Below are 21,483 nucleotides of genomic sequence, written 5' to 3'. Positions count from 1 at the left end.
CCCGATGATCCAGGGGCTCGATCGCGCCCGCGACGCGCTGGCGCGCGGGGTGCCCGCGCTGGTGTGGCAACGCCAGGTCGCGGATACCGAAACCCCGGTCGCCGCCGCGCTCAAGCTGATGCAGCCGGGGCGCGGCGATTTCCTGCTCGAGTCGGTCGAGGGCGGGTCGGTGCGCGGGCGCCACAGCCTGATCGGGCTGGCCCCCGATCTCGTATTCAGGGCCGAAGGCAATAATGCGTCGATCAACCGCGACTGGCTGACCAACCGCGACGCCTTCATCCCGTGCGACGCGCCCAGTCTCAACGCGCTGCGCGCGCTGGTCGCCGATTGCCGCATGGACGTGCCGGGCGAGCTCCCCCGCGCGCTAGCCTGTCTGGTCGGCTATTTCGGCTATGAGACCGTCGGCCTCGTCGAACGACTGCCGCGCCCGCCGGCAAATCCGATCGACGTGCCCGACATGATGTTCGTGCGCCCGACCGTCATCCTGATCTTCGACCGGCTGGCGGACGCGCTGTTCATCGTCGCGCCGGTCTGGCCCGGCGACGGCATCGACGCGACGCTCGATCGCGCGGCCGACCGGATCGAGGCGACCGCCGCCGCGCTCACCGCCAGCCCGCTGCCCGCGCCCGCGCGGATCGATGCGGCCTGCGACATCGCGCTCGAACCCGTGCTGCCCGCCGGGCGGTATCGGGCAATGGTCGCCGCCGCAAAGGATTACATCACCGCGGGCGACATCTTTCAGGTCGTGCTGGCGCAGCGTTTCCGCGCCCCCTTCCCGCTGCCGCCGTTCGAGCTTTATCGCGCGCTGCGCCGGATCAATCCGTCGCCCTTTCTCTACCATCTCGACCTGCCCGGGTTCGCGCTGACGGGCTCGAGCCCCGAAATCCTGGTCCGGGTACGCGACGGCGAGGTGACGATCCGTCCGATCGCCGGCACGCGCCCGCGCGGCGCGAACGCGGCGGAGGACGAGGCGAACCGCGCCAGCCTGCTCGCCGATGCCAAGGAGCGCGCCGAGCATCTGATGCTCCTCGATCTGGGCCGCAACGATGTCGGCCGGGTAGCACAAGCGGGCAGCGTGCGGGTGACCGACAGCTACATGGTCGAATTCTACAGCCACGTCATGCACATCGTATCGAATGTGGTCGGGCGTATCGCGCCGGCGCGTGACGCGATCGACGCGTTATTCGCTGGCTTCCCCGCCGGAACCGTCAGCGGCGCGCCAAAGGTGCGCGCGTGCGAGATCATCGCGGAGCTCGAACCCGAAACGCGCGGTGCCTATGCCGGCGGCGTCGGCTATTTCTCACCCGACGGATCGATGGACAGCTGCATCGTGCTGCGTACCGCGGTGGTCAAGGACGGGGTGATGCATGTTCAGGCGGGCGCAGGGATCGTCGCCGACAGCGACCCCGCCTATGAACAGCGCGAGTGCGAAGCCAAGGCCGGCGCGCTTCTCGCGGCCGCCCGCGACGCGCTGGCGCGCGCGGCGGCGCCCGGCTTCGGGCAATAGACCGCGCTCAATCGTCCTTGTCGTCGTCGTTGTCGTCGTCCTCGGCATCGTCGCGGCGCAGGGTGGACTCCAGCCGCCCCGCCTCGACCCGCTTCGCGTCGCGATCGTCGCGCCACAGCCGAAGCAACGCGCTGTTGCACCCGGTCTGACCGCCGGTTCCGACCGGGGAGCAACTGCCGGGACGGCCGACGCGATTGACTTCCTCAATCAATTCGGCGCGCCGCGTCCAGCTTGCGCTGGGAGGCTCGACGGGGCGTTCACGGAACTGCTTGGGAATGCGGTACTGCTCGTCGCGATCCTCGCGCGAGCATACGACGATGTCGTCGGGGCCGCCGCTTGGGCAGGGATCGTCGCCATAAACGATCAGGTTGATAATCCGTTGCGGCGGCGTGCCGCCCGCAGCCGGCTCCGCATCCTGCCCCGCCGGGGCGGCGAGCAACGCCAAAACCGCAAAGAGCATCGCGTTACTCCGCATCGATCGTCAAAGGTGACTGCGCATCCTCGACGAAGCCGGCTTTCCAGAAGCTGAACCGGGTCGGCGCGGTCAGGCCTCTGCCGAGACCTCGACATCGTCCATCAGCAGGTCGGTGAAGCGCTTGCGCCACCAGATCACGTCCTGCTGCTCGACATTGTCCATCATCCGCCGCCACCGCGCCTGGCGCTCGTCGCGCGGCATGCGCAGCGCGCGCAGGATCGCGTCGGACATCTCCTCCGCGCTGTACGGATTGACAAGCAACGCGCCTTCGCCCAGCTGCGCGGCCGCGCCCGCAAAGCGTGACAGGATCAGCACGCCGGGGTCCTCCGGATCCTGCGCCGCGACATATTCCTTGGCGACCAGGTTCATCCCGTCGCGCAACGGCGTCACCAGACCGATCCGCGCCGCGCGATAGATGCCGGCCAGCACGTCGCGGGGATAGCCCTGATTGACATAGCGGATCGGCACCCAGTCGACATCGGCATAGCCGCCGTTGATCCGGCCCGACAGCCCCTCCAGCGTGGCGCGGATCTTCTGATAACTCTCGACCGCGCCGCGCGACGGCGGCGCAATCTGGAGCAGGAACACCTCCTTGCGCTCCTCGGGGTGATCCTTGAGGAACTGCTCATAGCCGAGGAAGCGTTCCTCCAGCCCCTTGGAATAGTCCAGCCGGTCGACTCCGACGATCATGTCGCGCCCGACCGCACTGTCGCGCATCCGCCGATAGCTGAGCCGTGCGGGCGGCGAATTGGCGGCGGCGACGAATTCCTGCGTGTCGATGCCGATCGGGTTGGCGACGACGCGCACCGTGCGCGCGCCCAGTTTCAGCACGTCCGGCGCGATCCGCTCGGCACCCAGATCCTTGATCGCGAAATCGCAGAAGCTTTCCAGCCACTCCTCGATATGAAAGCCGATGACGTCATAGGCGAACAGCGTCGCGACGAGCTCGCCCGCCTCGGGCAATGTATTGAGCAGCCGGCGCGGCGGCCACGGAATGTGGAGGAAAAAGCCGATCCGGTTCTTGCAGCCCCGGTCGCGCAGCTCGCCCCCGAGCGGGAACATGTGATAATCCTGGATCCAGATCACGTCGTCCGGCTCGATCAGCGGGCGGACGGTATCGGCGAACCGCTCGTTCACACGCTTGTAGCCGCCTGCGAAGTCGCGGGCATATTCGGCCAGGTCGATGCGGTAATGGAACAGCGGCCACAGCGTACGATTGGCGAAACCGTTATAATATTCGTCGACGTCCTGTTCCTCCAGGTCGACCGTCGCCGTGGTGACGCCATGCGCGCGCTGGAAGTTGATATGGCCGCTGAACACGTCCGTCGTCTCGCCCGACCATCCGAACCACAGCCCGCGATATTCGCGCAGCGCCGCCGCGAGCGCGACCGCCAGCCCGCCCTGCGCCCCCGACTTCGAATCGGTCGGCGCGGACACGCGATTGGAAATGATGATCAGCCGGTTCATCGGATCGCGCTCCACGGTTTGCTCAACAGGACGGCGCAATTGATCATACCGACCAGCGAATAGGTCTGGGGATAGTTCCCCCAGAGTTCGCCGCTGGCCGGGTCGATATCCTCCGACAATAGGCCGGCGGCGGTGCGGCGCGCCAGCATTTCCTCGAACAGGGCACGCGCGTCGGCATCGCGGCCGGTGAAATGCAGCGCCTCGATCAACCAGAAGGTGCACACGTTGAATGCGGTTTCGGGCAGGCCGAAATCGTCCTCGGTATCATAGCGCAGCATGTGCGATCCGCGCCGCAGCCCGGTCTCGACAGCGTCCAGCGTGCCCCGAAAGCGCGGATCGTCGGGTGACAGGAACCGCAGGTCGAGCAGCTGCAACAGGCTGGCGTCGAGATCATCGCCCGTAAAGGTCGCCGAAATCCGGTTGGTGCCCGGGCGCCAGGCTGCATCCTCGATCCGCGCGCGCATGACGTCGGCGCGCGCGTTCCAGAAGTCGGCGCGCGCATCGAGACCGAGCCGCGTCGCCGCATTGCCCAGCCGGTCGCATGCTGCCCAGCACATCGCGGCGGAATAGGTGTGCGCCGCCTGACGCGTGCGCAGCTCCCACAAACCCGCGTCGGGCTGATCATACAATTGCCAGGCGCGCTCGCCGACGCGCTCCAGTGCCTCGAAATCCTCGGCATTGGCGACGCGGAACAGCCGCGCGTCGAAAAACGCCTGAACGTTGGACAGCACGATCTGGCCATAGGCGTCGTGCTGGCGCTGCTCATACGCCTGGTTGCCGACGCGAACCGGCCCCATGCCGCGATAGCCGGCGAGGCCCGGCGCGGTGCGTTCGGTCAGCTCCTGCTCGCCGAGGACGCCATAGAGCGGCTGGATGTCGCCGCCCTGCGCCTGATCGACGATGTTGCGCAGATAGCCGAGATAGCCCTCCAGCACGTCGAGCGCGCCAACGCGGTTGAGCGCCTGCACCGTGTAATAGGCATCGCGGATCCAGCAATAGCGATAGTCCCAGTTGCGCTGCGACCCGGCATGTTCCGGAATCGACGTGGTCAGCGCGGCGACGATCGCGCCGGTTTCCTCGTGCTGGCAAAGCTTCAGCGTGATCGCGCAGCGGATGACGACGTCCTGCCACTCGAACGGCGTCGCCAGCCCCCGCGCCCAATGCTGCCAATGGCGGGTGGTATAGCTCAGCATCTCCTCGAACGTGGTCGCGATATCGCCCGAAAAGCTCTCGTCCGGACCCAGGAAGAAATGCAGCGGCCCCTCGACCCGGAATGCGCGCTCAGCCTCGATCAGGCCGACCGGCGCCGTCGTCGACAGGCGGACAAACATGCCATCGAGGCGATAGCGCAGATGGTTGGACCCGCTGGTCCGCTCAATCGCCGCATCGCCCCAGCCGCGCGTGGGACGCAGGCGAACGCGGATCCGTGGCCGTCCCGACAGCGGGCGGACGCGACGGGCAAAGGCGACCGGACGATAGGTGCGCCCCAGCCGCTCGAAGCGCGGACAGAAATCGACGATCTCGATCGCGCTCCCCTCCGCATCGGTCAGCGTGCTGACCAGGATCGGTGTGTTGGGCAGGTAATGCTGCGCGACCGACACGCATCCCTCCAGATCGATCGCCCACAGTCCGGTCGCGTCAGCCGATCCCGGGTCGTGCCCGGCGATGAGCGCGGAAAACATCGGATCGCCGTCGACGCGGGGCACGCATGCCCATACCATCCGCGCATTGCGGTCGATCAGCGCGCTGACCTGGCAATTGCCGATCGGCCAGAGGTCGAGCGTCGCCGCGCTCAATGCCCCGCTCCCACCAGACCGGACAGCCAGTCGTGCACCGCCGCGACATCGTCCAGCCGCGCGCGTGCAGCGGTCTCGCGCAGTTCGCCGACCAGCACACCCAGTCCACCAAAACCCGCCACCGCCAAAAATCCCTCCTCATCCGTCACATCGTCGCCGACGAACACCGGAACGCTGCCGGCGAACTGCGGGTCGGCCATGAACGCGCGCACGGCATCGCCCTTGGTCGATCCGGGCAGGCGAAGCTCGTGCACCATCTTTCCTGTCTGCAGCGCAAACCCCTCCGACTCCGCGAAATGCTGCATGATTGCTGCGCACGCATCCGCAGCATCCGGCGCGCCGCGATGATGCAGCGCCACCCCCAGCGGCTTCGCTTCGACGAGCGTACCGGAGTGATCGGCGGCGAAAGCATGGAGTTGGGCAGTGATTCCATCGAGCGCCACTGGACGATTCACCGGCTGTCGCGTGCCGTCCGGCCAGCGCAGCTCGGCGCCATGGCTGCCGCTTGCCGCGATGTCCGGAAGCTCCAGCAACGCATCCAGATCGTCGAGCGCGCGGCCGCTGATGATCGCCAGCCGCCCACCCAGCCGATCGCGCAGGCGCTGGATCAGCGCGGGCAAATCTGGCGAGACGCATACGGCATCGGGACGCGCGGCGATCGCCACCAACGTGCCATCGAAATCGAGAAACAGCGCGGCTCCGTCGCCCAGCGCCGATGGCGGGCGCGCGAGGTCGACCATCGGCTCGCCTCTCCGATCGGCTTCGATCATGAATTCTGCCTCCCGCGATGACGAACGCATCCGGCGCGAATTTGTTTCGCACTGCAACACCAAAGCGTGGCGGCGGGTCGGTCGTCGGCGATCACGCCGCGCGTTGACGGTCCCGGCGGGGTTCGGGGTTGGAAAAGACCATCTCGTCGTCCACCGACCCGAAGCGCAACGTCATCACGTCGCGCATATAATTCTGGTTAAGCCGCCACGGCTTGCGCGATCCCTGTTTGGGAAAGCGCGCCAGCGCGCGCTGGACATAGCCCGACGTGAAATCGAGAAAGGGCGCAGGCTCGATCGCGCCCGAAGGCTGCGGCGTGCACTGGCGCAGCCCGCGCTTGCGCATCGTGTTGAGCAGGCGGCAGACATATTCGGACGTCAGGTCCGCCTTCAGCGTCCACGACGCGTTGGTATAGCCGAAAGTGTAGGCAAGATTGGGGATGCCGCTGAACATCATCCCCTTGTAATTCAGCGTCTCCGCCGGGTCGACGCGCTTGCCGTCGATCCACAGCGGCACGTCGCTCATCAGCTGCAGCTCCAGCCCGGTCGCGGTGACAACCATGTCGGCGGGCAGGACCTCGCCCGTGGTCAGCCGGATGCCGTCGGCAACGAACCGGTCGATCTGTCCAGTCATCACCGCAGCCGCGCCCGAACGGATCGCCGCAAACAGATCGGCGTCGGGCACCAGGCAGATGCGCTGGTCCCACGGGTTATAGCTTGGCGTGAAATGCGTTTCCACATCGTAGCCGCTGCCGAGTTCGTCGCGAACCATGCCGACCAGCCGCTGCTTGGTCTCCGCCGGACGCTTGCGGGCGATTCGATAGAAGAACTGCTGCATCGCCACATTCTTCCAGCGGGTCAGGGCATAGGCGAGGCGCGCGGGCAGCACCCGGCGCATCGCATTGGCGATCCCGTCTTCCGACGGACGCGACACGATATAGGTCGGCGACCGCTGCAGCATCGTCACCTGCGCTGCCTGCTTCGCCATCTCGGGCACCAGCGTCACTGCGGTCGCGCCGCTGCCGATGACAATCACGCGCTTGCCGGCATAATCTAGATCGTCAGGCCAGAATTGCGGGTGCACCACGCGCCCCGCAAAGCCGTCGATCCCCGCAAAGTCGGGGGTATAGCCGCGCTGGTAGTTGTAATAGCCCGAGCACATGAACAGGAAGGCGCAGGTCATCTGCCGCTTCTCGCCACCGGGCCCGATTTCCAGCTCGATCGTCCAGCGCGCCGCCTCGCTCGACCATTCTGCGCGCACCATGCGGTGCTGCAGCCGGATATGCCGGTCGAGGTCGTGCTCGCGCACCGTTTCGCGGAGATAGTTGAGGATCGCCGGGCCGTCGGCGATCGCCTTGGCCTGGGTCCATGGCCGGAACGAAAAGCCCAGCGTGTACATGTCCGAATCCGAACGGATGCCCGGATAGCGGAACAAATCCCACGTCCCGCCGATGCGGTCACGCCCCTCCAGGATGACGAAGCTGCGGTCGGGGCAACGCGTCCGGAGATGATAGCCCGCGCCGATGCCGGACAGGCCCGCACCCACCACGATCACGTCGACATGCTCGGTCATGCGCATCCTCTTCACCCGGAAGCGTAAGGGATCGCGGCGCGGAAGGGAAGAATTTACATCGGTGTCAATAGTCGCGCGAGTAGCGGACATTGACGTTGGAGCCACCGAACGAGCTGGTCTGCGACAGGACGCTGAGCGCGCGGGTCAGCGCGATTTCCAGCTGCGTGGCGGTAAAGCCCCGCGCATCGGTGATGATCTCCACATAGATGTCGTCGGTGATGTACTGCCCCGCCGCCAGCGCGATGTCGCGATTGCTCGCCTCATCCGCGCCCAGGATGCGCAGCCGGTCGATACCGACCGCGGAGCGCAGGCTGCCCAGCGGATTGAGCCCGCCGCCACCGCCGCGCAGCGAATTGAGCGCCGCGGCAAGCTGGATCGCCTCGGTCGCCGACAGGTCGGTGACCGACCGCCCGAACAGCAGCCGCGACAGCACCTCGTCCTGGGCGAGCGCGGGCGTCGAGCTGAACACGACCCGCGGCGACTGACCCGAACCGCTGATGCTGAGCGTCGCCGTCACGTCATCCGCGCGCGTGCTGGCCGCGATGTCGAGCTGCGGGTTGCTGACCGGACCGCCTTCGAAATTGACGATGCCGCGCGTCAGGTCGAACCGCTTCCCCGCAAAACTGTAGGTGCCGCGGATCACCTCCGCACGCCCGACGACGCGCGGGTCGGTGGCGGTGCCGCGGACGCGCAGGTTGATGCTCCATTCGGATTCGAGCCCCATCCCGCTGACATACACGCGGTTGTCGGCGTTGATCCTCAGGTTGAGGCGGAAATTGCCCGGCGTCGGCGGCGGTGTTGGGCGTGGGCGGGCGCGGGCATCGGCCGCGCGCGCAATCTCGCGCTTGCGGCGGACGCCGGTCAGCGCGGGCACTTCCGACGCGCCCTGATAGACGATCTGGTACCGCGCCTCGGGGATCGTCAGCTGACCCGTAATGCCGCCGCCATCCGGCCCGTTGACGATACGGATATCCCCGGTGGCGGTCGCGCCGAGCGAATCGCCGCGCGCCAGCCGCGCATTGGCCAGCTTGGCACGGATGTCGATCGGAAAGCCCCGGTCTGCGGCCAGCCCGATCGTGCCCGTGGCCTGCACCGTGCCCTCGCCCGCGCGCGCGCTCAGGTCGGTCAGGTCGAACCGGTCGCGCGTGAAGCGGCCGTTCAGTCGCATCGCGGTCAGCCGCGTGCCGTAGGTTTCGTTGTCATAGGTGAGGTTGGTCGCCCGGACCACGCCGTTCAGCTGCGGCGCGCCCAGCCGTCCGCCGAAATCCACGCCCACCGCAACCGGCCCCGACAGTTGCTGGTCGGCAATGCCCGCAAAGGAGAACAGCACGCCCGCCGGGCCGTTGTAGCGGAGGCCGCCGTCGAGCGGCGCGGCCAGCAATTGCTGGACCCAGCCCCCCGCCCCGGCGGGCAAAGGCGCGAGCGTCGCGACCATGCGCCCGATCGTCGTGTCGCCACGCCGAATCAGCGCCCGCCCCTGGCCACCGCCGGCATCGACATTGCCCGCAAAGACGATGTCGACGGGCGCCGACACGCTGCTCAGGCTCGACCGGCGGAACCCCTTGATCGTCAAGCGCGCGTCCGCCTCGGGCACGCGGGCACCCTGCCCCTGCGTGAAGTCGACGCTGCCGCTGGCGGCGCCCGCGATGCCCAGCCCCGGCAGGAAGGCATTGACCAGCGACAGGTCAAGCGACGTGATCCGCGACTGCATCGCCAGCCCATTGCCATAGCGGCCGGCGAGCGTCATCGATCCGCCCTTCAGGTCGATCCGCGTCGGTGCCAGCCGCCACACCCCTTCGCTGCGAACGATGCGGGCCGGCGTGGCGGTCCGGAAGTCGATGCCGTTGCCCGCCCCCTCCAGCGCGACGACATATTGGTCGGGTGCGATGCGCGCATTGGCGGCGATGCGGAACGGCACGCCCGACGATCCTTCGCCGAACAGCTGCGCGGTGCCGCTGCCGCCGCGCAGGTTGATCCGGCCGCGCCCGCGCGCGAGCACGAAATTGCCGGTGCTGACGTCGGCGAACTGCGCGTCACCCGTGATCGTCGGGGTTTCCGCGAGCAGCGCGCTGCCGGTGATCGTCGCCCGTCCGATGGTCAGGCCGGCATCGCCCGGAATGACCGCGTTGCTGGCGCGCGCATTTACATCCACCCGCTGCGTCGCGCCCGCGGCCGACAGTCGGGCGACGCCGTTGACGCCCGATCCGCCGAAATCGAGCGCGCCTGCAAACGGCCCGGCCGGGGCCTGGCGAAGCCGCCCCGTAATGTCCATGCCGGCGAAGCGCGCGGCGCGGACGTCGACGCTCAACGCGCCTGCGGTGCGCAGCAGCACGTCGGCGCGCACGGGCCCGTAATCGGTTTCGCCATTGGCGACGATCGCGTATCCGTCCCCCTGTCCGCGCACGCGCGCGACCAGGTCGCTCAGCCCGACGCCGACCCCCGGGCGCGCGGCGCGCAGAAGGACGACGGGCCGGGCCACCGTCCCCTCGACCTGTGCGGCCACCGGGCCGTACTGAGTCGAATAGCCGGTGGCGGCGAAGCGGATCGGCCCGTCGGCGACCACACTGCCCGACCCGTCGGTGATGCGGAAATCGGGCGCGTTGAGCCGCAGCCGCGCCAGCGTCAGCCGGCCGTCGGGCGCGATGCCGACCTGCGCGCTGGCATAGGCGTTGCCGCCCAGGAACGATCGCGCGCCGTCGTTGAAGATCCGCGCAGTGCGCAACGCGACGCGCCCGCGAATGCCGTAACCGCCGCCGGGGGCGGTATAGAGATCGGCGTCGGTCTGGACATTGACGATGCCGACGCTGTCGATGCGATAATCGTTCACCCGCCCCTTCAGCGCACCGGTGTAGCGTCCCGCGGCGATATCGGCGACCAGGATCGCGGTCGCCTCGATACGATCGGATCGCAGCCGTAGATTGTCCGACAGGATCGTCGCGCCATTCACCGCCAGGTCGCCGTCGACCCGGACATTGGTCAGCAAGCCGCCCGCCGCGGCGTTGAGCCCGCGCACCCGCATCGCGCGCGCCGACACCGGGATGAGGATGCGGTCGGCATCAACCGTCGCCCGGCCTTCGGCTTGCAAACGCTCGACAACGGTGGTGCCGAACCCGATCGCGGCGGCGGTCACCCGATAATCGACCGTCGGCGTGGCAAAGGGTCCGGCGAGTGCCAGCGTCGCGCGCACCGTGTCGCCGTTCAGATTGTCCGCGATCGCGCCCGGCGTGCGCAACAGCGCGTCGACGCGGACGTCGCCAAAGCGGCTGGCACCGAGATCCAGCAGCCCGCGCGCGGTCATCGCCAGCGCATCGGAGGACAGCCGCAGATCGGCATCGACCCGGCGCGCATCGCCCAGCGTCGCGTCGAGCGCGACCTTGAGGCCCGGGCGGGTCAGCCGCTCGACCGGCCCCTCCAGCACCAGTCCGGGTCGGGCGATGCCGCGCACCGCGAAGCGCCCGTCGCGTGCCGCCACGCCCAGATCGGCGAGCGGCTGTCCGCCCATCGCGCCGCGCACGCGACCGTCCCAGCGCGCCCAGCTGCCGCGCCCGCCGACCATCAGTTGCAGGGGCAGGTCGGCACCGGTGATGCCGGCCAGCACGCCGCCCTTGGGTGCGCGCAGGTCGAGCGCGAGGTCGAGGCGGTCGGCATCGGGCACGGCGTCGAGCCGCAGCATCAGCTGGTCGCCACCCGCCAGTCCAGGCGCGGCGATCGCGACCGCTTCCGCATTTATCTGGGCGCGGCGGTCGGCGATGTGCGCTGCCCCCGCCAGCCGCAACGTCGCGCGCCGGCCCGCGACCGGCGGCGCGAGTTCGATGCGGTCGATGGCAAGCCGGTCCACGTCGATGTCGATGTCGGGCAGGATCGGCGCGTCGGGATCGCTCGGCACCGCCTTCAGCTCCGGCAACCGCGCGATGCGGATCAGCGGGCTGGTCAGCGCGCGGATGTCGACATGGTTGCGCGCAAACGCCAGCGGGCGCCAGTCCAGCCGCAGCTCTGGCGACGTCGCAAAGACGCCGCGCTGATCGCGCAGCCGCACATCGTAAAGCACCATCGCGCCATAGATCGACCCGTCGATCCGCCCGACCTGAAGGTTCAGCCCCGATGCGAGCGTATAGCCGTTGATCCGGTCGGCGACGAAGCGGCGACCCGGCGACGTGCTGAGCACAACTGCGGCGAGGACGAGCAGCGCCAGCAACGCGACGATCGCGATTGCCAACCCGCGCAGCACGCGCCCGGCCACCGGACGACGCGCCGTCGCCTCGGCAGGTGCGGGTCCGGGTGCGGCGTCGTCCATCAAAACGCCTGCCCGATCGAGAGGTAAAGCGTCAGGGTCGACTCGCCCGGTCGCCGGTTGATCGGCGTCGCCACGTCGATCCGCAGCGGTCCGAAATTGGTATAGTAGCGCGCGCCGACCCCGACGCCGAAACGGATGTCGGAAAATTCGGGGAGCGTGCCGGTATAGGCCTGTCCCGCATCGATGAACGGCACGATGCCGAAATTGCCGAAGCGATAGCGCGCCTCCAGCGCGAACTCGTTCAGGCTGCGCCCGCCGATGTAGCGAAAGCTGGAACTGGGTTCGCCGGTTTCCTCGTCAATCTCGATGATCTCGACCCGCGGTCCGAGTTCCTGAAAGCCGAAACCGCGCACCGAACCGCCGCCGCCGCTGTACAACCGCCGCGACGGGGCGAGGTCATTGCGCTCGACGCCCTGAATCGACCCGACCCGCACGCGTCCCGCGATCACCAGGTCGTCGCGCACCGGGTAGTAGGCGGTGCCCTCCAGGATCGTCGCGACATAGGGGCGGAACGCGCCGCGCACCGACGTCTCCGGCCGCACCGTTGCATTGAGGCGAAAGCCCCGGGTCGGGTCGAGCAGGTCGTCGGAAGTGTCGAAACCGGCGAACAGCGGCAGCGCGGCGATGAAATAGGTGCCGCGATCGGGCACGCTGCGCGCCAGGTCGAAATTATCCTCGTTCGTGCCGATCAGCTCGAAGCCGTAGGCATAAGTGAAACGCTTTTGCCAGATCGGCGTGGAATCATAGGACCAGCGCGCGGCGATGCCGCCGGTGAACGCTTCGAACGCATTGTAATTGCTCCGGTTCGCGCTGACCGTCGCCTGGAATGTCCGGTCGCGGCGGCCCGCATTCGATCGCCGGAACGTCACGCTTGCGCCCTGTTCCTGCGTGCCCGCGACCGCGCGCGCGATCAGCGCCCCTTCGGGCGGGAACAGGTTTCGGTGCGTCCACGCGCCTTCGATGCGCAGGCCCTGGCCAGTGCCATAACCACCCTCGGCGGAGATCGTCCGCGCCGGCCCGGCACGCTGGCGGACGAGCAGGTCGACCTGCTCGGTGCCGTCGGGACCGGGCCGCCCGGTCCGCTGCGGCTCGACCGACACCGTGCGGAACAGCCCCGTGGCGACCAGCGCCTGGCGCAGGTCGTCGACCTTCCGGCTGTCGTAAAGCTCGCCCGGCTCGAAGCGGGCGAGCAGCGCGAGATGTTCGGCGTCGAACACGTCGGGGACGCGGCGACGCGCGCGGGTCGCTGCGTCAGCGCCTTCCTCGCCCGGACCCGGACCCGCACCAACACGTTCGCGCGACCTCGGCTCGCCCGGCAACAGCGCGCGACGCGATACGAAGCCGCCAAAGGTCGATCGCGGCCCCGTGTCGACGGGCAGCGTGTAGTCGCCGGTCAGCGTCACCTCGTCGAGCAGGATGTCGCGCTGGCCGACCTCGGCGAACGGATAGCCGTTCTGTACCAGCTGCAGGCTGACATTGGCCTCCGCGCCCTGCACACGATCGGCGTCGATCGGCTCGCCCGTGGTCAGCGGCAACGCGTCGCGCACCAGTCCGGGCGGCACCACCGGATCGTGGGCCACCCTCACCTCGCCCAATCGATAGCGTTCGCCGGGCACCGCGTTGATCACCGCGCGCAGCCGGCCGTCGCGTCCCGCGCCCTGTTCGAGCACTGAGGTCGCGGTGGCATCGTAATAGCCGCGCGACTGCATCAGCCGGACGGCGAGCAATTCGTCCTCGCGGGCACGCGCGGCAACCATCGTCGCGTTCGCCGCCTTGCCGTCGCCCTTCTCCAGCGCCGAAAATTCCTCGAACGCGTTCTCCAGCCCGACGACATCAAGGCCGCGCACCGTATAGTCGTAGCGGATCTCGACATTTTCGTCGTCGGGCGCGGCCACCTCGACAAGCGGCTCCGCGTCGAATTGCGCGAGACCCGGCAGCGGCTGCGCGATCTCGGCGGGAAGCGCCTCGGGCGCTGCAATCTCCGGGGCGTCGGGCTGAACCGGCGGCGCTTGCGGGGTGGGCAACGCCGGCACCATCGGTTCGAGCGGCGCGTTCAGGTCGTCTGACAGCGGCGGCAGCGCATCCTCGAACTCGCTGTCGGCGACGATCGGCTTGTCGGATTGCGGGTTTGGCGTGTCCTGCGCATGGCATGGCGATGCCGCCAGGCTCAGGCCCGCCAGCACCACTATTGCGCAACTCGTCAACCCCTTGGCCTGCACCGCGCCTTCTTTCGGCTCTTCCCGCCCCGCTGGAACAGGCACTTCGCGAAAGATGCCAACGCATCAATCGCGATCGGGTTTCAGCCAGCTTTTTGCACGCGGCGATAATGATGCAGCAACGGCTCGGTATAGCCATTGGGTTGATCGACGCCCGAAAAGACCAGTGCCCGCGCAGCCTGATAGGCCAGGCTCTGCGTCTCGCGCCCGGCCATCGCGCGATAGGCGGGATCGCCGGCATTCTGTGCGTCGACCTTGGCGGCCATGCGGCGCAGCGCCGCGTCGACCTCCTCCGGGGTCGCGATGCCGTGCAGCAGCCAGTTGGCCAGATGCTGCGAGCTGATCCGCAACGTCGCGCGATCCTCCATCAATCCGATATCGTTGATGTCGGGCACCTTTGAACAGCCCACGCCCTGGTCGATCCAGCGCACGACATAACCCAATATGCCCTGCGCATTGTTGTCGAGTTCGCGTGTGACCTCTTCGGCGCTCCAGTTGCGCCCGTCGACCGCGACCGGCACGGTCAGCAGCGCGTCGAGCGCCGGCACCGCCTCCGCGGCAATCGCGCGCTGGCGGGCGAACACGTCGACCTGGTGATAGTGCATCGCGTGCAGCGTCGCGGCGGTCGGCGATGGCACCCAGGCGGTGTTGGCCCCGCTCATCGGATGGCCGATCTTCTGCTCGATCATGTCGGCCATGCGGTCGGGTGCGGCCCACATGCCCTTGCCGATCTGCGCGCGGCCCGACAGGCCGTGCTTCAGCCCGATGCGGACATTGCGGTCCTCATAGGCCTTGATCCAGTCGGTCGCCTTCATCTCCGCCTTGGGGATCATCGCGCCCGCACGCATCGCGGTGTGGATCTCGTCGCCGGTGCGGTCGAGGAAGCCGGTGTTGATGAAGACGATCCGCTCGCGCACGGCGTGGATGCACGCGGCAAGGTTGGCGGAGGTCCGCCGCTCCTCGTCCATCACGCCCACCTTGACCGTGTGACGCGTGAGGCCCAGCAGATCCTCGACCGCGTCGAACAGCCGGTTGGTGAAGGCCGCTTCCTCCGGCCCGTGCATCTTGGGCTTGACGATATAGACCGATCCGGCGCGGCTGTTGCGCGTGCGGCCCAGCCCCTTCAGGTCGTGCATCGCGATGGTCGAGGTGACGATCGCGTCGAGAATGCCCTCGGGCGCTTCCGACCCGTCGCTTAGGTGCAGCGCAGGCGTCGTCATAAGATGGCCGACATTGCGCACGAACAGCAGCGACCGGCCGGGCAGCGTGAAGCGCGTGCCATCCGGCGCGGCATAGTCGCGGTCCGGGTTGAGCGTGCGCGTCATCGTCCGCCCGCCCTTGTCGAATGTCTCGCTCAGGTCGCCGCGCATCAGGCCCAGCCAGTTGGCATAGGCGGCGGTCTTGTCCTCGGCATCGACCGCGGCGACCGAATCCTCCAGATCGACGATGGTGGTCAGCGCCGATTCCAGGATCACGTCGGCAATGCCCGCCGGGTCGGTCGCGCCGACCGGATGCGCGCGGTCGATCACCACCTCGACATGCAGGCCGTGATTGCGGAACAGCAGATTGTCGCCGCGCGACCCGATGAACTGTTCGGGCTTGGCGAGCGGCAGGTCGCCGCCCGCCCATTCAGCCCAGCGCAGGTCGACCAGCGGCACCGCCTGGTCCAGAAACGCCTTGGCCGCCGCGATCACCTGTGCGCCGCGCGCGGCGTCATAGCCGCCCGGCGTCGGCGTGCCCGGCAGCGCATCGGTGCCGTAGAGCGCGTCGTACAAGCTGCCCCAACGGGCATTGGCTGCGTTAAGCACGAAGCGCGCGTTCAACGACGGCACGACCAGCTGCGGTCCCGCCATCGTCGCGATCTCGGCATCGACATTGGCGGTGGTGATCGTGAAGCCGTCGGGCTCGGGCACCAGATAGCCGATATCGCGCAGGAATTGCTGATAGGCCGGCTGGCTCTGGATCGGACCGGGGTGATCGCCGTGCCAGCGGTCGAGCTCGGCCTGCAGCTCGTCCCGGCGCGCCAGCAGCGCGCGGTTTTCGGGAACGAAGCGGTCGAAGATTTCGCGCGCGCCCTGCCAGAACGCCTGCGGTGCGAGGTCGAGCGGCGGCAGCACTTCGGACTCGATGAAGCGCGCAAGCACGCCCGCGACCTTCAGGCCCGCACGGTCGACCGGCTGGGGGGTGGACATGGGCATGCGGCAATTCCTCCGTCGGTTCGCGAACAGCCCTGGGGAGGCAGAGGCGTCGTTAGCCGCGAAGGCGCCGCTCGATCAAGCCCGTTGCACGGCCATCGCGTCCGCAGCCGCCTCGATCCGCGCCAGAAAAGCGCGCAGCGTCGCGCGCTCGTCCTTGGTGAAGTCCGCGAACAGCTCGGCCTCCAGCTCGATCGCCTGCGGCGCGACCTGTTCGTAAAGCGTGCGGCCCGCGGCGCTCAACGAAAGGGCATGCGCGCGATTGTCATGTTCATCGCGCGCACGGGTCAGCAGCCCGCGATCGACCAGCGCGATCGCCGCGCGGCTGACCGTCACCTTGTCCATCCGCGTGCGCGCGCCCAGCGCCTGCTGGCTCATTGCCCCGCCCTCGGCCAGCACCGCGATCAGCCGCCATTCGGCGATCTTCAGCCCGAACAAGGTCTGGTACGCGGTCGCGATTGCCGCCGACACCAGGTTGGACGCGATCGACAAACGATAGGGCAGGAAATCGTCGAGGCTGAGGCTTGGCATCTGGGCTCCGATCGAGTAATGGTATCAATTGATACTATAGGTAAATGATCAATACCAGAACCGCTCATCCTGAGTAGGGACTGAGCCTGCCGAAGGCCCGTATCGAAGGACGAGAGCGACCGCGCGTCCTTCGATACGCCGCTTCGACAAGCTCAGCGGCTACTCAGGATGAGTGGTAGGTTAGAGATTGTCAGATTCCACCCGAACCCGATCGGAGAACATCGTGACCGACCAGATGACCGCGACCCGCCCCGCCGACCCCACCGCCCCGCGCGACAACCCGATGGGCCTGGACGGCTTCGAGTTTGTCGAGTTCACTGGGCCCGACCCCGACGCGCTCGCCGACCTGTTCGTCAAGCTGGGCTTCACCCATGTCGGCACGCATCGGTCGAAGCATGTCCGCCATTATGCGCAGGGCGACATCAACTTCATCCTCAACATGGAGCCCTCGGGTCAGGTCGCGGCGTTCCGCGAGCAGCACGGCCCCTCCGCCAATGCGATGGCGTTCCGGGTCAAGGACGCGGCGCAGGCGCTGAAGCTGGCGGTCGAGCGCGGCGCAACGCCGGTCGAGGGCCGCGTCGGCCCGGCGGAGCTCAACATCCCGGCGATCGAGGGCATTGGCGGGGCCAACCTCTATCTGGTCGACCGGCGCGGCGCGGCAACGATCTATGACATTGATTTCGAGCCGGTGGCGGGCGCGAGCCGCGACGATCATTCGGTCGGGCTGCATACGCTCGACCACCTGACCCATAATCTGCAGCGCGGCCGGATGGATTATTGGGCCGGCTATTATGAGCGGATCTTCAACTTCCGCGAGATCCGCTATTTCGACATCGAAGGAGCCGCGACCGGGCTGTTCAGCCGCGCGATGACCGCGCCGGACGACAAGATCCGCATTCCGCTCAACGAAAGCCAGGACGAGCATTCGCAGATCGAGGAGTTCATCCGCGACTATAAGGGCGAAGGCATCCAGCACATCGCGCTCGCCACCGACGATATCTTCAAGACCGTCGACACGCTGCGTGCCAACGGCATCCGTTTCCAGACGACTCCGGAAACCTATTTCGACCTGATCGACAAGCGCCTGCCCGGCCACGGCCATGACGTGGACGAAATGCGCAAGCGCCACATCCTGATCGACGGCGCGCCGGAGACCGGCGGCGGCCTGCTCCTGCAGATCTTCACCGAAAACATGGTCGGCCCGATCTTTTTCGAGATCATCCAGCGCAAGGGCAATGACGGCTTCGGCGAAGGCAATTTCAAGGCGCTGTTCGAGAGCATCGAACTTGACCAGATCCGCCGCGGCGTCATTCCTGCAAAGGCTGAGTAGCACAAAAACCTTCTCCCCTCGTGGGAGAAGGCTACCGCAGCTTGCCAGCTCGCTGGCTAGCGAAGGTTGGATGAGGGGTAAGCCCGGCCAGCAGCTTGGCGTTCCCCTCACCCAGCTACGACTAGGCCCGGACCAAGTCCGGGCCAAGTCTTCGCAACCCTCTCCCACAAGGGGAGAGGGACAGATGAGGCGATTTATGACCGACTACATGACCGGCTTCGGCAATCATTTCGCGACCGAGGCGGTGCCCGGCGCGCTGCCGGTCGGGCGCAACTCGCCGCAGCGACCCGCCTTCGGCCTTTATGCGGAGCAGCTGTCCGGTACCGCGTTCACTGCGCCCCGCCATGAAAACCGGCGCTCCTGGCTCTACCGCCTGCGCCCGTCGGCGACGCATCCCCCCTTCCACCCCTATGGCGACGCGGACCTGTTCGCGCCCGACACCGGCGATGCCCCGCTCGCGCCCAACCGGCTGCGCTGGTCGCCGCTCGGCTATGACGCCGACACCGACTTCATCGACGGCATGGTGACGATGCTCGCGTCGAACGGCCCGGAGACCCAGTCGGGCGCGGCCGTCCACATCTATCGCGCCACCCGCGACATGGTGACGCGCGCCTTCGTCTCGGCCGATGGCGAGCTCATCGTCGTGCCGCAGGAGGGGCGGATCGAATTGCTGACCGAACTCGGTCGCATCGCCCTGTCGCCCGGCCAGATCGCGTTGATCCCGCGCGGAGTGCGGTTTCGCGTCACGCTGCCCGAAGGCCGGGCACGCGGCTATGTCGCCGAAAACCACGGCACGCCCTTTCGCCTGCCCGACCTGGGGCCGATCGGGGCCAATGGCCTCGCCAACCCTCGCGACTTCGAGACCCCCGTGGCCTGGTTCGAGGATGTCGAGGGCGATTTCGAGCTGGTGCAGAAGTTCATGGGCCGGCTGTGGACGACCAATCTCGGTCGCTCGCCGCTGGACGTCGTCGCCTGGCACGGCAATCTCGCGCCGTGCCGATACGACCTTGCCCGCTTCAACACGATCGGCACGGTCAGCTTCGATCATCCCGATCCGTCGATCTTCACCGTGCTGACCTCGCCCAGCGACGTGCCGGGCACCGCCAACGCCGATTTCGTCATCTTCCCGCCGCGCTGGATGGTGGCGGAGGACACGTTCCGCCCGCCCTGGTTCCACCGCAATGTGATGTCGGAGGCGATGGGGCTGATCCAGGGCGCCTATGATGCCAAGGCTGACGGCTTCGTTCCCGGCGCGCTGTCGCTGCACAACCAGATGGCCGGGCACGGGCCCGACGTCGCCAGCTGGAAAGGCGCGAGCGAGGCGGAGCTGAAGCCGCACAAGATCGACGGCACCATGGCGTTCATGGTCGAAAGCCGCTGGCCGTTCCGCCCGACGCGGTTCGCGGCCGAAATCGCCCAGAGCGATTACGACGCGGCGTGGGCGGGCTTTCCCAAGGCGCATCTGCCCGAATAGGCCGGGACGGCGGAACCCTGGCTGCATCGGCCCGTTGTCGCGGTGTCCTGTAACCCGATGACGATTGGCCGAAATTTCATGTTCCACTGGCAGCACGAAGCACAGCAGCAGCTGGAAGCGATGATGTTCGCGCATGTTTCTGCAGCGGACTTTCCGTGCGTCGGTGCCAAGGCGGCAATGGCGCGCGGCACGCTGGAGGTGCTGGCATGCGACCGCATCGACAGCGCATGGGACGATGTGCGCATCCACGACGCCCTGCTGCGCTTCGCCGCCGCGTATCAGCGTGACCGCGCGATGTATCGCAGCTTCGCCGTCGTCTTCGACGGTCCGGGCGACCTGAGCGAAGCCGGGTTCGAGCGAGCATTGTGGCGACGGCTCCAATCGCTGTCGGACAAGGATGTCTGGCGCGGCCAGGAATATGATGCGAAGGTCAGCCCCGACCCGACCAACCCGCATTTCTCGCTGAGCTTCGGTGGCGAGGCGTTCTTCATCGTCGGCCTCCACCCTCATGCCAGCCGCCCCGCGCGCCGCTTTGATCGGCCGGCAATGGTCTTCAATCTGCACGACCAGTTCGAACGCCTGCGCGCCGACGGCAAATATGAGGGGATGCGCGAAAAGATCCTGAGCCGTGACGAGGCGATCGCAGGCAGCCGCAACCCGATGCTTGCCCGCCACGGTGAGGTGAGCGAGGCGCGGCAGTATAGCGGCCGGATGGTCGACACGGATTGGCAGGCACCCTTTGAATATAGCGGCCCCGCGCGCTGAAATGGACGCACCCGTCGTCGAGATCCCCGAACGCAGCGGCACCGCCTTTCACCTGCGGGCTGGCCAGACACTTGTCGTCATCGATCCGCGCGGATGCCAGGTCGCCGACCTGCTCGCGTTCAACGCCGTGGATTCCGATGAAGTCCTCTCGTCAGGCCGCACGCTCGATTATGCCGAGACGATCCGGCTGACCACCGGGCACCGGCTCTATTCCAACCGTTCGCGGGTGATGCTGGAGATCGTGCGCGATACCGTCGGCGTCCATGACTTTCTGCTGACGCCATGTTCGGTCGACACGTTCGACCATTTTTACCCCGACCTGCCCCGCCATCGCGGCTGCTTCGGCAACCTCGCCGGGGCACTCGAACCGCATGGTATCCGGCCCGACCAGATCCCGGTCGCCTTCAACTGCTTCATGAACGTGCCCGTCGCACCCGACGGCCGGCTAAGCGTCCTGCCGCCGGTCAGCCGCGCCGGCGATCATATTGCGCTGACCGCGCAGATGGACCTGCTGATCGGCCTGACCGCCTGCTCGGCTCCCGCCTCAAATGGCGGCAGCTTCAAGCCGATCCATTATCGCATCGAAGGCTGAGGCGCCGAACGGCGTCTGACGCCCCTACACCATCGCGGCGTTTACTTCGCCCCGGCGAACCCAATGCCCGTCACCCCGGGCTTGACCCGGGGTCTCGCTGTTTCTTGCGCCGGATCAGGCAGCGGGACCCCGGCGCAAGGCCGGGATGACGTGGAAAGATTGCCGCTCAACAGCGCTTCGACAGGCTCGGCACGGACAGGTTTAATTCCGAAACAGGCTAATTCGGAAATCCAACTCACCCCATCAACCGCTGCACCGCCTTGCGTGTCGCCGGGCCATAGGGCGGCTTGAGGCCGGCCAGTTTGGCGACGTCGATCTTCGGCTGCTGATAGATGCTGCGCGCATGGCTGAAGGTGCGGAAGCCCGGCAGCCCGTGATAGGCGCCCATGCCCGAGGGACCAATGCCGCCAAACGGCAGTTCCTCGACGCTGACATGGAACACCACGTCCTCCAGCGTCACCCCGCCCGAGATCGTCCGGTCGAGCACATGGCGGCGCTCGG

The 21,483-nt window shown here is 67.6% G+C and carries 14 protein-coding genes and 1 pseudogene; 5 read left to right on the top strand and 10 right to left on the bottom strand.

What is annotated here, in order from left to right; translation table 11 throughout:
- Window positions 1–4 precede the first annotated feature (4 nt).
- Window positions 5–1,507: an anthranilate synthase component I family protein gene (locus AX709_RS02360; protein WP_066546397.1), complete on the top strand. Its 1,503-nt coding sequence runs from the start codon at window positions 5–7 to the stop codon at window positions 1,505–1,507.
- Window positions 1,508–1,514: 7 nt separating this feature from the next.
- Here AX709_RS02360 and AX709_RS02355 read toward each other — a convergent pair whose 3' ends face one another.
- The 9 genes from AX709_RS02355 to AX709_RS02315 all read right to left on the bottom strand — a co-directional run bounded on the left by AX709_RS02355 (window position 1,515) and on the right by AX709_RS02315 (window position 16,821).
- Entirely contained in the window at window positions 1,515–1,946 is a 432-nt protein-coding gene (locus tag AX709_RS02355) for a hypothetical protein (RefSeq protein WP_197432007.1), read from the bottom strand.
- Window positions 1,947–2,051: 105 nt separating this feature from the next.
- Window positions 2,052–3,449: an alpha,alpha-trehalose-phosphate synthase (UDP-forming) gene (locus tag AX709_RS02350; RefSeq protein WP_066546441.1), complete on the bottom strand. Its 1,398-nt coding sequence runs from the start codon at window positions 3,447–3,449 to the stop codon at window positions 2,052–2,054.
- Window positions 3,446–5,245, bottom strand: a complete 1,800-nt coding sequence (locus AX709_RS02345; protein WP_066546395.1) for a glycoside hydrolase family 15 protein — start codon at window positions 5,243–5,245, stop codon at window positions 3,446–3,448. The genes AX709_RS02350 and AX709_RS02345 overlap by 4 nt, the downstream gene beginning before the upstream one ends.
- Window positions 5,242–6,015 (bottom strand): trehalose-phosphatase, encoded by a 774-nt coding sequence (gene otsB, locus AX709_RS02340; protein WP_231727393.1) that lies wholly within the window; start codon window positions 6,013–6,015, stop codon window positions 5,242–5,244. Before otsB ends, AX709_RS02345 begins: the two co-directional genes overlap by 4 nt.
- A 91-nt stretch (window positions 6,016–6,106) precedes the next feature.
- A complete protein-coding gene (locus AX709_RS02335; RefSeq protein ID WP_197419065.1) occupies window positions 6,107–7,585 on the bottom strand; it encodes a flavin-containing monooxygenase in 1,479 nt (492 codons plus the stop codon).
- A 64-nt stretch (window positions 7,586–7,649) separates the two neighbouring features.
- The gene (locus tag AX709_RS02330; protein WP_066546388.1) at window positions 7,650–11,879 is read right to left on the bottom strand and encodes a translocation/assembly module TamB domain-containing protein; all 4,230 of its coding nucleotides are present in this window, start codon (window positions 11,877–11,879) and stop codon (window positions 7,650–7,652) included.
- Complete coding sequence (locus AX709_RS02325; protein ID WP_066546436.1) at window positions 11,879–14,062, bottom strand: BamA/TamA family outer membrane protein; 2,184 nt, start codon at window positions 14,060–14,062, stop codon at window positions 11,879–11,881. The genes AX709_RS02330 and AX709_RS02325 overlap by 1 nt, the downstream gene beginning before the upstream one ends.
- A 116-nt stretch (window positions 14,063–14,178) precedes the next feature.
- Window positions 14,179–16,287 (bottom strand): malate synthase G, encoded by a 2,109-nt coding sequence (locus tag AX709_RS02320; RefSeq protein WP_066546435.1) that lies wholly within the window; start codon window positions 16,285–16,287, stop codon window positions 14,179–14,181.
- A gap of 81 nt (window positions 16,288–16,368) precedes the next feature.
- The gene (locus tag AX709_RS02315) at window positions 16,369–16,821 is read right to left on the bottom strand and encodes a MarR family winged helix-turn-helix transcriptional regulator (RefSeq protein WP_066546386.1); all 453 of its coding nucleotides are present in this window, start codon (window positions 16,819–16,821) and stop codon (window positions 16,369–16,371) included.
- A 283-nt stretch (window positions 16,822–17,104) separates the two neighbouring features.
- Between AX709_RS02315 and hppD the strand changes: the two genes are divergently transcribed.
- The 4 genes from hppD to AX709_RS02295 all read left to right on the top strand — a co-directional run bounded on the left by hppD (window position 17,105) and on the right by AX709_RS02295 (window position 20,982).
- A complete protein-coding gene (gene hppD / locus AX709_RS02310; protein ID WP_197419067.1) occupies window positions 17,105–18,151 on the top strand; it encodes a 4-hydroxyphenylpyruvate dioxygenase in 1,047 nt (348 codons plus the stop codon).
- A gap of 196 nt (window positions 18,152–18,347) precedes the next feature.
- Window positions 18,348–19,625 carry a homogentisate 1,2-dioxygenase gene (gene hmgA / locus AX709_RS02305; protein WP_066546385.1) on the top strand — a complete coding sequence of 426 codons (1,278 nt, stop codon included), beginning with the start codon at window positions 18,348–18,350 and terminating at the stop codon, window positions 19,623–19,625.
- A gap of 57 nt (window positions 19,626–19,682) precedes the next feature.
- A complete protein-coding gene (gene gntA / locus AX709_RS02300; protein ID WP_066546383.1) occupies window positions 19,683–20,390 on the top strand; it encodes a guanitoxin biosynthesis heme-dependent pre-guanitoxin N-hydroxylase GntA in 708 nt (235 codons plus the stop codon).
- Between the two features lies 1 nt (window position 20,391).
- Window positions 20,392–20,982: a DUF1989 domain-containing protein gene (locus AX709_RS02295; protein WP_066546374.1), complete on the top strand. Its 591-nt coding sequence runs from the start codon at window positions 20,392–20,394 to the stop codon at window positions 20,980–20,982.
- A gap of 235 nt (window positions 20,983–21,217) precedes the next feature.
- Here AX709_RS02295 and AX709_RS02290 read toward each other — a convergent pair.
- A pseudogene (locus AX709_RS02290) lies at window positions 21,218–21,483 on the bottom strand (coniferyl aldehyde dehydrogenase); the annotation flags it as partial.

The organism is Sphingomonas sp. CCH15-F11, assembly GCF_001557005.1.
Lineage (GTDB): Bacteria > Pseudomonadota > Alphaproteobacteria > Sphingomonadales > Sphingomonadaceae > Sphingomonas.
Note: the sequence above shows the minus strand (reverse complement) of the source record. Positions and strands in the feature narration are given on the sequence as shown.

Excerpts from the sequence above, each read along its gene's own strand:
- AX709_RS02360 (WP_066546397.1), top strand. The coding sequence starts at position 5 with ATGATCCAGGGGCTCGATCGCGCCCGCGACGCGCTGGCGCGCGGGGTG.
- hppD (WP_197419067.1), top strand. The coding sequence starts at position 17,105 with ATGGGCCTGGACGGCTTCGAGTTTGTCGAGTTCACTGGGCCCGACCCC.
- AX709_RS02295 (WP_066546374.1), top strand. The coding sequence starts at position 20,392 with ATGGACGCACCCGTCGTCGAGATCCCCGAACGCAGCGGCACCGCCTTT.
- AX709_RS02315 (WP_066546386.1), bottom strand. The coding sequence starts at position 16,821 with ATGCCAAGCCTCAGCCTCGACGATTTCCTGCCCTATCGTTTGTCGATC.
- otsB (WP_231727393.1), bottom strand. The coding sequence starts at position 6,015 with ATGATCGAAGCCGATCGGAGAGGCGAGCCGATGGTCGACCTCGCGCGC.
- AX709_RS02350 (WP_066546441.1), bottom strand. The coding sequence starts at position 3,449 with ATGAACCGGCTGATCATCATTTCCAATCGCGTGTCCGCGCCGACCGAT.
- AX709_RS02320 (WP_066546435.1), bottom strand. The coding sequence starts at position 16,287 with ATGTCCACCCCCCAGCCGGTCGACCGTGCGGGCCTGAAGGTCGCGGGC.
- AX709_RS02335 (WP_197419065.1), bottom strand. The coding sequence starts at position 7,585 with ATGACCGAGCATGTCGACGTGATCGTGGTGGGTGCGGGCCTGTCCGGC.
- gntA (WP_066546383.1), top strand. The coding sequence starts at position 19,683 with ATGACGATTGGCCGAAATTTCATGTTCCACTGGCAGCACGAAGCACAG.
- AX709_RS02330 (WP_066546388.1), bottom strand. The coding sequence starts at position 11,879 with ATGGACGACGCCGCACCCGGACCCGCACCTGCCGAGGCGACGGCGCGT.
- hmgA (WP_066546385.1), top strand. The coding sequence starts at position 18,348 with ATGACCGACTACATGACCGGCTTCGGCAATCATTTCGCGACCGAGGCG.